General features: G+C 37.5%; 9 protein-coding genes. 3 read left to right on the top strand and 6 right to left on the bottom strand.

Going from position 1 to position 12,522, the window contains the following annotated elements; all coding sequences use genetic code 11:
* Positions 1-62: 62 nt before the first annotated feature.
* Entirely contained in the window at positions 63-1,445 is a 1,383-nt protein-coding gene (locus ICN37_RS02810; protein ID WP_216154677.1) for an EpsD family peptidyl-prolyl cis-trans isomerase, read from the bottom strand.
* A 450-nt stretch (positions 1,446-1,895) separates the two neighbouring features.
* Here ICN37_RS02810 and asnB point away from each other — a divergent pair, with 450 nt between their 5' ends.
* From asnB to ICN37_RS02795, 3 genes are all read left to right on the top strand, one after another.
* Complete coding sequence (asnB, locus tag ICN37_RS02805) at positions 1,896-3,689, top strand: asparagine synthase (glutamine-hydrolyzing) (protein ID WP_216154675.1); 1,794 nt, start codon at positions 1,896-1,898, stop codon at positions 3,687-3,689.
* A gap of 119 nt (positions 3,690-3,808) precedes the next feature.
* Complete coding sequence (locus ICN37_RS02800) at positions 3,809-5,260, top strand: UbiA family prenyltransferase (RefSeq protein WP_216154673.1); 1,452 nt, start codon at positions 3,809-3,811, stop codon at positions 5,258-5,260.
* Between the two features lie 10 nt (positions 5,261-5,270).
* Entirely contained in the window at positions 5,271-5,669 is a 399-nt protein-coding gene (locus tag ICN37_RS02795) for a GtrA family protein (RefSeq protein ID WP_216154671.1), read from the top strand.
* Positions 5,670-5,805: 136 nt separating this feature from the next.
* On the opposite strand, the gene xrtE is transcribed toward ICN37_RS02795, so the two are convergent.
* The 5 genes from xrtE to ICN37_RS02770 all read right to left on the bottom strand — a co-directional run bounded on the left by xrtE (position 5,806) and on the right by ICN37_RS02770 (position 12,506).
* Positions 5,806-7,557 carry an exosortase E/protease, VPEID-CTERM system gene (gene xrtE / locus ICN37_RS02790; RefSeq protein ID WP_216154669.1) on the bottom strand — a complete coding sequence of 584 codons (1,752 nt, stop codon included), beginning with the start codon at positions 7,555-7,557 and terminating at the stop codon, positions 5,806-5,808.
* A gap of 466 nt (positions 7,558-8,023) precedes the next feature.
* Positions 8,024-9,292, bottom strand: coding sequence for a hypothetical protein (locus ICN37_RS02785; RefSeq protein ID WP_216154667.1), 1,269 nt, complete (start codon positions 9,290-9,292; stop codon positions 8,024-8,026).
* Between the two features lie 188 nt (positions 9,293-9,480).
* Positions 9,481-10,203, bottom strand: a complete 723-nt coding sequence (locus ICN37_RS02780) for a sugar transferase (RefSeq protein WP_216154665.1) — start codon at positions 10,201-10,203, stop codon at positions 9,481-9,483.
* Between the two features lie 52 nt (positions 10,204-10,255).
* Positions 10,256-11,482: a glycosyltransferase WbuB gene (locus ICN37_RS02775; protein WP_216154814.1), complete on the bottom strand. Its 1,227-nt coding sequence runs from the start codon at positions 11,480-11,482 to the stop codon at positions 10,256-10,258.
* Positions 11,483-11,660: 178 nt separating this feature from the next.
* Positions 11,661-12,506, bottom strand: a complete 846-nt coding sequence (locus ICN37_RS02770; RefSeq protein WP_216154663.1) for a glycosyltransferase family 2 protein — start codon at positions 12,504-12,506, stop codon at positions 11,661-11,663.
* Between the last annotated feature and the right edge of the window lie 16 nt (positions 12,507-12,522).

Raw genomic sequence — 12,522 nt, 5'->3', positions numbered from 1 at the left:
TTGGATACCCTCAAATAACCTTAGCTATCATTTGGTACCCTTGGATTCTTTACAGATATTTTTTAAGGGAGTACCAAACGTCCAACGATCAAGGCAATTAATGCAATCCAGCCACGATAGGGAATCTTTTTAACGATTGGCAACTTCCACAATACAACATCGATAGCGATGCCGACTGCTAAGCCTGAGAAAGCCAAAGTGATCAAGGTTTGCAATGTCACCCAAACTGGGGGCGATGAGAAAAACTCAAACATGGGTGCCAATAACCAAATAGAAAGTATCAGCAAGAAGGGAATGCGCAAAGTATGCAAAGTTACCTTGAACAAAGGTTCAGCACTGAAGTTGGCTAAATCATGCACACTCTTTTCGACTGGTACAGGCTTATTGGTTTTGTAGAACAAGATGGCTGCGGCAGGTATCAAAGCCAGTAATGCGAAATACCACGCAGTGCTGATTTTAGAACGTAAGGTTGCTGGAGCAGCAGTAGCTGACTGAGCGATCACGCGGGATACTTCCTTGGCCACCTTGGGATCAGATATCTCAATGTCCGCCCTACTACGCAATCCACTCAATAAATCTTTAACCATCTTATCGCGGGCATCTAATTGAACTCCTCGCACAATCGGAATACGTGCTTCTTCCAATGTGATGGGATCCGGGTACACATCCACGAGTTTTAAGACCTGTATATTTTTACGATCTGGGGTGAGCATCACCTTGATTTGGCCAGCCTTCATAGGGGTCAAGTCAGCTAAAGTCGCTGGGCTGATTTGTTCAGAGCCACGCCACAAATTAGTAGAGACAGATGCAATTTTATTGGTTTTTAGATAAGACTTGATATCGACCATATTGCCATCACGCTGCACAATGCCCTGAATGGCAGCAACGTGGTCTTTTTCACCAGCAGGGAAAATAATTTGTTGGTAGTGATAGGTTTTATGTTGATCAATGAGTTCGGGATGCTTACGAATAAAGTCATCAACTGCCTGCTCTTTAACCTGAGGCATAGAGCCAATTTGGTTGTTAATGTAATAACCAAACAAGGCTTTTTTACGTAACTGATCAATTTGCAATTGGGCTTCAGGTGTGTTAGCCAAACCTGCTTTATTGGCCACCTGGAGTACCACTGCTTGGTTGATCATGTCATTGAGCACGGCCGCTTTGATCTGCGCTATTTGCTGTGGGTCGGTAACTCCCTGCAAATTAGGAGCTGCTTCACTATTGAGTTGCTCTTCTGTGATCTCTTCACCATTGACGCGAGCAACCACTACAGACTTTGCTTTAGTGGATGGCGCGGTTACTGGTGCTGCAGCATTAGGTGCAGCAGTAGCTGCTACAGGAGTATTGACATCTTGAGCATTCGCTTGGGTAATGAATATTGGCCCAAGACTATTTAAAGCAAAAAAGGCAAGTGGTAATACATTTTGTAGGGATTTTTTAATCATGATTAGCGTTATTTATTAAAAGTATTGCTTTACTAATGTAATGCCATGTTTCTCACAGCAATACGGTATCTCGTTTAGAAGTTAGGCGCATTATACCTATGGAATGGCCTAATATTGATCTAAATAAGTGGATTTGATTGTGAAATGAACAAATTGACTCCCGAACCATCAGCACCCAACAATTGAGCACTAGCATTCAGAGTATTTGGGATGAATTTTCAATCAAGCTCAAAAAAAGCTGCGCCTATTAGCTTAATGCTCGCCCTTGAGAAACCTAGCTAATTTGCTGTACTCTACAAAAAACGATTAACCACCAGTGATTCGGTCTTGCGTCCATTGTGTCCCTACCTGCCGCTACCAATTCTTATATAATCAACGGCTATATTTACCCCCCCCCCAATTAAGCTGTTTTAGTGGGTTGCAATTTGCTTTTTTGTTAATTTAATACTTATGTGTGGACTTGCGGGCATCTTTGCCTATTCTAATGGTGCGCCCCCTGTCCTAGAGACAGAGCTTGTCCGCATGCGCGACCAGATGCTACATCGCGGTCCTGACGGTAAAGGCTTGTGGATTTCTCCAGATGAGCGCGTTGGTTTAGCTCATCGTCGCTTAGCCATTATTGACCTATCTGAAAATGGTGCCCAGCCCATGACCTCGGTTGATGGTCGCTACCAGATTGTCTTTAATGGAGAAATCTACAACTTTAAAGAGCTGCGCTCTGAACTCGTCTCCAAAGGATTTCACTTTAGAGGCCACTCAGATACGGAAGTCCTACTAGCTCTGTATGCTCAGCAGGGCGAGAAAATGTGCTCCTTATTGCGAGGTATGTATGCCTTTGCAATTTGGGACACCTTTGAGCAGTCTTTATTTTTAGCTCGTGATCCTTTAGGAATTAAACCTCTGTATTGGCATGATGATGGCAATACCATCCGTTTTTCTTCTCAAGTGAAATCATTATTGGCAGGCGGCGGAATCAAAACAGAATCTGAGCCAGCTGGAGTAGTTGGTTACTGGATTTGGGGCTCAGTTCCAGAGCCCTTTACACTCTATAAAGATTTGCTGAGTTTAGAACCGGGTACGTGGCTCAAAATTGTCCGTGGTGGCAAGCGCGCTACAGGCACTTTTCAATCTCTTTTTGATGTCTACTGTGGTACCAATACTCCATCATCAACCCATTCTGATTTACGAAGCGCACTCCTTGATAGCGTTCGCCATCATCTGATTGCTGATGTCCCTGTCGGCATCTTTTTATCGGCGGGAATTGATTCGAGCACACTACTTGCTTTAGCTGCTGAATGTGGTGCACCATTAAACTCAGTTACGTTGGGATTTAAAGAGTATCAAGGAACTAGTGCAGATGAAACGGTTCTAGCCGAATTCGTTGCTAAAAAATATGGTGCAAAACATGAAACTATTTGGCTTACTCAAAATGACTTTGAAAGCCAGCTTAATCATTACATTGCATCAATGGATCAACCAACCTTAGATGGTCTCAATAGCTACTTAGTTTCTGGTGCAGCTGCCCAAGCGGGTTTGAAGGTTGCACTTTCTGGTTTGGGTGGCGATGAACTTTTTGGGGGTTATCCTTCTTTTAATCAAGTTCCTAAAATCCACCAACTGGGAAGTATGTTAGCTAAAGCTCCAAGTTTAGCTAAGGCGTTAAGGCAAATAAGTAGTCCAATACTGCGCCAGTTCACATCTGAAAAATACGCTGGACTTTTAGAATATGGTGCCACTTGGGAAGGCTCTTACCTACTGCGACGTGCAACGAGGATGCCTTGGGAAATTAAGGACATTGAGGGTCTAGATTCGGAATTTATCAACACTGGACTAGAGCGTCTTGCCAAGCATTACCCAACGGACAAACAGCTGAATGAGCTGGGTAGTTCATTTGGAATTGTCTCGTATTTGGAATCAACCCAATACATGCGAAATCAACTCCTTCGTGATTCTGACTGGGCTGGTATGGCTCATTCATTAGAAATTCGCCTACCATTTTTGGATATTCCACTCGTACATTATTTGGCCCAGCAAAGAAGAGCCGGTAATATTCTACAAAAATGTGATATTCCACTAACAGTGCAGCCACCCCTTCCCAATGAAATTACCATACGTCCGAAAACAGGATTCGTTATTCCAATTCAAGGGTGGGCAAATTCAATAACACAAAGCACTGACAGATCACGCGGTTTACGCCCTTGGCAAAAGGAAGTCTTAAATCTATTTTCATCGTCACATAGCTAAAGCAAGAATTCAGAACTGCATGATGTAGCCGCCTTTCAGACAATGGAGATAGTCCCACTTTCGATACAATATGCATCTAAGAACTATCCACCCTACCCTATTAAAGGCAGCCTTGTTTGATGACAAACAATCGAATTAGTCCTCAATCTACCCTACCTCTAGTGGTTGACCTCGATGGAACCCTGATTAAAACGGACCTGCTTTTTGAATCCGCCAACCAATTTATTACTCGTCATCCCTTTCGCTTGGCCACCCTCTTGGGATGGTTTATTCAAGGCAAAAGTCACCTTAAAGCCGAGTTAGCAAAAAACTACTCCTTTGATGCAAGCTCTCTTCCCTGCAACCTTAATCTCGTAGCTTGGCTGTCAGAACAACGCCGCCAAGGTAGAAAAATCATTTTGGCAACGGCAAGCCACAAGCTTTTAGCAGAGGCTGTAGCAAACCATCTGGGATTATTTGATGAAGTGTTAGCCACTGAAGGTGAAATTAACCTTAAGGCAAATCAAAAACGCGATCTGCTCGTAAGCAAGTATGGAGATCGGGGGTTTGATTACATTGGGAATGATGATGCTGATTTCCCTGTGTGGAGGGCGGCCAATGCCGCTTATGTCGTGAGCTCCTCCCCAGCATTTATCAATCGTGTGAGGGCATTTAGCAATCTAACTCAAACTTTTCCTAGCGAGCGCCCCTCAATCATTGGAGTATTAGTTAAAGCATTGCGCCCTCATCAGTGGTTAAAAAATATATTGATTTTTGTACCCTTGTTAGCTGCGCAATATTTTGGTAATTTAGTAAGCGACATACAAGCCCTCATTGCGTTTGGTATTTTTAGCTTAACTGCTTCAAGCGTATATGCTCTAAATGATTTAGTTGATGTAGCTGATGACCGTCACCATCATCGCAAACGGTATCGCCCTTTTGCAGCAGGCAACCTGAGCTTAGTAACAGGCTGGCTCTTATGGCCACTACTTTTAGTGATGTCTTTTGGGCTCACATGGCTACTTCTTCCGCCCGCTTTTATCGCAGTACTTGCTGTCTACTTAACTCTCACTCTAGCGTACTCTTTACGACTCAAACAAACTGCCATCATTGATGTGCTCACTTTAGCTGGCTTATACACGCTTCGCATTATTGCTGGAGCTGCCGCAATATCAGTGCCCCTCTCCTTTTGGCTTTTAACGTTTTCCATGTTTATCTTTTTATCGCTCGCTTTTATTAAGCGCTTTAGCGAGCTCAAATCAGCACGGCATGCCAATCTAGATGGGCCTTTACGTGGCAGGGGTTATGAATACCAAGATATAGAGCTTGTTTCCACAATGGGTATTAGTTCGGGCTATCTGGCCGTATTGGTTCTTGCACTTTATATACAGGATGGCCGCACGAGCGAGCTCTATCACACTCCGCAATTCATTTGGTTGGCCTGCCCTATTTTACTGTTCTGGATTTCTAGAGCCTGGCTCATTACCCACCGCGGCCAAATGCACGATGACCCGATTGTCTTTGCAATTAAAGATAAAAGCAGTTGGATTTTGGGTCTCACCTTACTAGGACTATTTTCACTTGCGAAATAGAAAATTGGGGGTGACCTCTAAAATTGCCGTTCTTTATAGCACTATTGCAGCCCTAGCAACCATCGCCAATTTATGTGCTCAGGCACTTTTTACTCATTTCTACCAAGGTAAGTATGCAATTACAGCATCTATTTTATTTGGGACGGGTCTTATTCTGCCAATTAAGTATTTGCTTGATAAAAAATTAATTTATAAATTTAAAGTTACAAATCTAGCGCATAGTACTAAAGTATTTCTAAATTATTCTATTATGGGAATATTTACTACATTTATATTTTGGGGTATTGAGTTTTCATTTCAAATATATTTTGGCACAACTATAATGCGATATATAGGAGGGTTAATTGGCCTTATTATGAGTTTTTATATAAAGTACCGTCTTGATAAGCACTTTGTTTTCAGATATTAATAATTATGAGTATTTTTACTATTATTTAACTTACAAAAACTGTATTGATTTACTAGCGTTGAATTGGCTCCCTTAAACGGTGTAGCCTGATCTATGAGTGGGGATTACCCTTTCGTAACCCACTCCATCATTACCCCTACCAATAAGACCAATTTCCAAACCATATTACATTAACCGCTAATAGGGCGTTAGTAATGGCGTGGGCTGTAATTGCATCAATTAACTTACCCCTATGTAAGTAGGCGATGCCAAAGCCGAGTCCCGCAATAGAACCAGCAAAAATAGTGGAGTGCAAGATGCCAAAAATAAAAGAAGTTGAAGCAAGAGAAAAAATAATCCCAAAAATATTTACATTTACAGGCAAATATTTTGAGTAATTGTCTCGAAGTAAGAACAAATTAACCCATTGACGAATGTGAGGCAACATATACCCCCTAAATGCAAGCTCTTCGACTATAGGAACTATGGCAACTGCACCGATAATACGAAATAGTAGCCAAAAGAGCGCAATTACAACTGAGGTTGATTGAAGATGTTTGAAAAAATCTAAATTGATAGTGGGATCTACGGGAATTAAATAAATCCATATTAGAAAAATTAAAATCCCAATCACGATCGATAGCCCAGAAGGCCGAATCAAGAAGCCGTTAAATTTTTCTCTGTAACGGAAGATAAAGCAGGCTGCTACACACATTGGCACTGGGTAGAGCCACTGGAAATCAACTGTAAAAATTTTTACAATGAGTGCGGTAGATACAAGTGCCATTAAAGGGAATAAAAATGCATGAGCAGTTTGATTATTGTCGTCATCAGGCTTTAATGCAGCCTTTTTCAAAAAAAATGGAAACTTATTTAATGCCCATAGAGATAGGACCAAAATAATCAGCAAATTGAACCATCCACCAACTGTATGAAATCCATTGAAAGCTAACTCTGGTGAATAAAAATTGCCAATGAAAATTAAAATAACTAAACGAATAGCATTTAAAAAGAACATTCCCAAAATAGCAATCGGTATCAGCAATAAAGATCTCGGAAAATGAAATATTGAACGTTTGAGATAACAATACCCAGCAAGCAAAATAGTAGCAAGAGTAATCCCCTCATAACCAGAACACTCAGGAGCAATAGTAGTATGAAATTTATCAGTTCCAAAGTCAGGGAAAGGAGCCCCAGGAAAAGAAAATATCTGGGTTGAAAACCCCAGCATGTGCGAAATTTTTAAAGCCAATGTAATGGTTGGCTCTAAAAGCAAATTTGACCAAAAATCAATAACACTTTGGAGATGAATAGGGCTAATAACTGGATTTGTGCTTAATGCAATCAAAATAATCATGAGTATTGCAAAGAGCTTTTCATTCTGAAGTAGCTCTTTTAGAGCTGCAAATGGAAAAAAGAGGTCCAAAAGACTAAATAAATAAACAACCCATAATATTGGAGTAAAAATATAAAAAATGGACAATGGGCCATATGGATTAGCGATTAATTCCGAAGGATTATCTACTATTACTGCATAAGTAAGCAAGCCTAAAAAAGAAATCAAATTGAGAATTAGGGACCACCTGGATAACTTAAAAAAATTGACTTTAATATTTTTTATAACAGGTCGATCATTTTTGACGCATAATATTAAAACTAAAATTGGATAGCAAAAGAGAGATACAAAGACTATCTTTTGAGCATACGCAGCTAACATAAATTGGCTACTGCCATTAATTCGCATATATTGCGCAATAGTTATATCATTGACCCTAGTAAAATCACCGCCGTTATCTTTAAAATAAAAGAATAGAAATAACTCGCATGAAATTAATAAGAGAGTAAATAAAATCCTCAAAGAAAAAAAGGAGGGTTGATTAATTTTTTGTGATATTTTAATAATGCGCATATTTTTTAATATTAATAATTAAGTTTATAAATAATGTTATTCATTATATTATTTAGCATGGACTCAAGAAAATTTAAGGTATTACTATGAATTTTTAGTTAGTATATTTAGAGCTCAATATTAAAGGCGCATAATAATACTTAATTCCGATAAACTTCAGCATGCAAAAAATTATTTAACAACCCTTTTAACAATTTGAGGGAGCATACATCAACCGCCACGCTCTTTTTTTGTATTATAACCTATAGTGTCAGCCCTTTAGCCACTACTAAAGAGCCATTAATTTAAAGGGTGCATGGCTAAACTACGATTTAAGAATGCTTAAATAAATCCTTTATTTAGTAGCTATTTAATATACTGCATTCGGAAATTAATAGCATCACTGTGCGCCAAAGTCAGTTCTAGACCGCTTAATAAATCATGATTTGCACTAAACTAAAAGCAGTAGAACAATACAAGAATCATATTATTTATATTTTAATGGAAATAAAGACAAATAAATTACAATAAAAATCGAAGTTCCTGTTATAAAAATGGTTGCATGCCTTTCATGAGCCCACCCTAAATAAAGAGGTGAAAATAAAAAGAGTAGACACATCATAAATAATAGGCCAGGAATTAGCCCTTTTGTATAAATAAATTTAATAATTAAGCTAAGGAAAATAAATCTATAGAACATAAATAAATATCCTACTATAGTCATTGACGGGGTTGCCAATGGATCTCTTAATTTGTCATGTATACCAAATAATAAATAAAATAATTTTTTCAAAATAAAAATTATTTCAAAAGAAAAGTTATTGCGAAATATAGTATTAGCTAAATTTTGGTAGTATAAGTACCAACTATTTTCACTTGAAAATTTTTGAAGTGGTAATAAACCACTTTGTATTGGGTCATTATAATAAATAGATCCATCTACTCCAAAAAATTTATATGTATCAAATACCCTATCCACAGATACTTCAGGAAATAACTTATCCTGCAATGGGTAGATTGCACGAACTAAATTCTCAGCATCCCAAGATGTGCCAATATAAAAATTGCCTCCATTATAATTAATCCAAATAGCCCATAATATAATTGGAATTAAAAGTATTAATAATGGAATTATAAAAATTTTTTTAAGTACAAATGAGCGTAAAAACAAAAATAAAAAAGAAAAAAATATAAATGTAATATATGTTTGCTTTATCAAATATAGCAATGAGCTTATTAAACATAATATATAAATATATTTATCATCTATGAAATAAACACTATATAATAGATATACAAACCATAATATTATTAAATTGGCCAGTAAAAATTCTTCATAATGAGGAGTACCTAGATGCTTTAATAATAACGGATTAAAAAGCAAAATAAATATTATAAATTTGCTATTCTTGCCTAATAAATACCATAAATTTTTTATGGAAAAATATAAAATAATAGAGAATATTGCCTCTTTTATTGCAATGATAAAATATATATTTTTCATTAACAAAAATCCAGTTGCTAATATAAATGGCAAAAGAGGCATCCTAGAGTATCTAAGGCATGAATTTCCATTATCAATAATGCATGATTTATATTCTCCGTATTTTACTAAACTATCTATATAGTCACCAAAACCAAATCCAATATCACCAGGATTTAAATTTATTGGATTTATTATTAAAGAAAATATTACTACTAAAATTAATCTAAAAGTAAGCATTAATAATAATATATCGATTGATTTTTTTTTCATATTATAAAATAATTATTTATTAACATAACTAATATAAAAATTCCCTTGAAATCAACAGCATTATTATTTAAAATTCAGAATGGTAATAGCGCCAATTTCATGATCTACTTACCAAAATTTGGAATGATATTGAGGATAAAGATAACTCTAAAATTATTCTGTTATGGCCCTCTAGCTCCAGATTAATATTAATGTCCACCACCTTTTATTATTACTAATGCGCCCTTCCATATTATCCAGAGATCCAACATTAATAATCCCCAAGAAGATTTTTTTAGATATTGATCTACATACTCATATTCAAACTGTGGATTACCCATTTCTGAAGTGCCTTTATTGATATGCCCCAATCCCAATATGCCGCCTTTAAGGAGTTTACGGGTAACGTTCCCTTGGGCCAAATCACGTTCATAATGCAAAATCGCAAGAGGTCTCGGGCCAACGATACTCATGTCGCCCTTAAGAATGCTATAAAACTGAGGTAACTCATCTAGATAAAATTTCTTTACGAACTTACCAACGTAAGTACGACTATCTGGAGTCCACTCAGCAGAATAAGCAACCCAATCACCACGTTTTGCGCCTTCGGGTTCTATGTATTTCAATTTAATCAACCGAATCTTATATTTTGGTATTATTTTTCCAGCGCTTACTGCGTTATAAAAAAAGAACATTGGTCCCTTATTCTCCGGAACCAACCAACCCTCAATCAAAAAGGCTAGTTTTAACAACAGCAGAATTGGCAATGACAACAATAACAAAAAAGTGGCAACAACTTTATCAAAAAGAGTTTTGAACAACCGAGGTTGTAAAGGGGTTGTTATCAGAAATATATGTCTATATTTTTGTCGAATCAGTTCGGAAGGAGGTTTGTAGGGAAATGCTTCCTGAGGCTCCACTATATTTCTCATGACTAATAAATTCCTTTTAAGTTATATTAATATTATTTGCGTCCAAGAAAAATTATTCATCTAATTCTCCAAAGAATCGCGATAGTATTTTTTCCTTATCCAGAAACTCTTGAGCATAAGCTTGGGCAATGCCATTGAATCTCGGCATATTTAAGGCTTTATGTATGCCTGACAGCAAAGACTCAACCGATTCAGGCTGAACAATAACTGCAATCCCCGGATAATCTTCGGCGAGTTGACCAAGTGTTGTTGAAATATCAGCAGTAATCACTGCGTTACCGCCTACAGCGAAAATGTTTGTTAACTTAGAGGGAAGTACAGCATCAGCCACACCTGTCTTTTGTATTACCAAATGAACATCCGCAGATGCGAGCAGCGAAGGTAGATCCTCGTATGCCTGCAATGGTGCAAAAACTAAATTGCTTAAATTTAAATCAATCGCCATCGATCTTATATATTTTTTACTGGCACCGTCCCCCACTAATAAGAAGACTAAGTCCTCTCTTGTTTGCAGCTTTTGGGCCGCCAATACAATACTTTCAAGACCTTGTTTCTCACCCATATTACCAGAATACAATATGACTTTTTTCTCGCCCCGAATTCCTAGCTCTTTAATTAATTTCTGAGATACTTCTACATTCTTAAAGCGATTTAGCTCAGACCAATTTGGCAAAAAGCTTATGCATTTATTTGAAACGCCCTTATCTCGAAGCCGCTTTATCATTCCAGGAGAGATTGAAGACACAATATCAAATTTACTTAAGGCTATAGACTCGAAATAAAACGCAAGCCTTTTAAAAATCGAGTGTCTTGTGCGTTCTGAAAGTAAATCAAGGCCAAATAGAGCATCAACCTCAAAATCCTGAATATGCAAAATTGATTTTGCACCACTAAGCTTTGAAAAAAGCAATGCACTAGGCGCACAAAGCAAAGTTGGAGCCACTAAAAAGACTAGATTAGGACGCCAGAATAACTGAATAGCTAACATTAATGCCGAAGAAAATACAAAGCTTGTTAAATGCAATATGCGCAAGATTGATGATGGGCGGGATGGAACAAATATAGGACAACGCCAAACAATAGAACCAGAGATGATACTTCGACTATAAAAATATTTAGAATATTTTGGCCACACCTTCCAGCCTGGGTAATACGGTGGAGCCGTCACAACGTGGACCTCATGACCTTGCTTAACAAGCCATTCGGCCATTTCGCTTGTGTATTTTGCCACCCCAACCAACTCTGGCGAATAGTTGATACCGTAAAGAAGAACCTTCAGTTTTTTTTTAATAGCAAATCACCTTCAAATCATTTAGTCATAATTATGGCGAATTAAATAATAGAAAAAATTCTCTAGAGAGGCTATTAGAATCTCAATGCTAGTCATCTTGGTATTAACTGACTCAATTCTAAAATTTTGAAAAGATGTATTGATACTATTAATATGCCGTGTATCCCTAATTTTTTAAATCTAAAATTTCACGATACTTTGCATCGACTAGCATCCTGAACCAAAGCGCTTGAAAAAAAATAAAGTAAAAACCTGTTGCCCCATCTAAAAATCCCAAAGCTATAAAATAACGGTAGAAGAAATATAAAAAACTTCTTAAAGTGTTTGGCAGTTTGTAATAAATTTTCTTAAAAAACCTAGTCCTCTCGCGAGCATCACCCCAAAACCTAGCCCGCAGGATTCCAGGTCGATCAGCGCATTCATTTAAGATTTCTTGGGCCTCAAGTGTACTCCAATGATTATGTCTTCGAACCCACTCAGTTAATGTTAAACAGTTCTTATCATGCATAAAACCCTTCAACCGCCCAACGCTACCGTCTGAAACAAAATGTTGATCATACAATCTATTTTCACAGCAAACAAAGCCCGTCTTAAAAAGACGCAGATGCCAGGGGTTTAGTCCGCTAAAACGCAACATTTTTCCCATAAAATAGTCTCTCCTTTTTATCATATAGGCGTTATGTGGCGACATCTCCTGTAGAGCCAGGTTTATTTGCGAGATCCCTAATTCATCCAAAACTTCGTCAGCGTCAAGATGAAGTTGCCAACTAAACTCCTTAACCTGATTAATTGCCCAGTTGCGTTGACTTGAATAGCCTAAAAATTCTCGTTTAGCCACATGACAACCCAACTCATAAAGGATTTCAATAGTTCCATCAGTAGAACCTGAGTCAACGACAAAAATATTATGGGATACCTTTAAGGCTTGCGTTACAGTTTCACGAATAATTTCGACTGAATTAAATGTCAAAATTACAACAACACAGGAACTCTTATTATAAAGTTTAGTCACTTCTTCCTAAAATATT

Source organism: Polynucleobacter sp. P1-05-14, from assembly GCF_018881675.1.
Taxonomy (GTDB): domain Bacteria; phylum Pseudomonadota; class Gammaproteobacteria; order Burkholderiales; family Burkholderiaceae; genus Polynucleobacter.
This window is presented reverse-complemented; position numbering and strand designations above follow the sequence as displayed.

Coding starts and splice junctions, on each gene's coding strand:
- ICN37_RS02810 (WP_216154677.1), bottom strand. CDS start 1,445: ATGATTAAAAAATCCCTACAAAATGTATTACCACTTGCCTTTTTTGCT.
- xrtE (WP_216154669.1), bottom strand. CDS start 7,557: ATGCGCATTATTAAAATATCACAAAAAATTAATCAACCCTCCTTTTTT.
- ICN37_RS02800 (WP_216154673.1), top strand. CDS start 3,809: ATGACAAACAATCGAATTAGTCCTCAATCTACCCTACCTCTAGTGGTT.
- ICN37_RS02785 (WP_216154667.1), bottom strand. CDS start 9,292: ATGAAAAAAAAATCAATCGATATATTATTATTAATGCTTACTTTTAGA.
- ICN37_RS02780 (WP_216154665.1), bottom strand. CDS start 10,203: ATGAGAAATATAGTGGAGCCTCAGGAAGCATTTCCCTACAAACCTCCT.
- asnB (WP_216154675.1), top strand. CDS start 1,896: ATGTGTGGACTTGCGGGCATCTTTGCCTATTCTAATGGTGCGCCCCCT.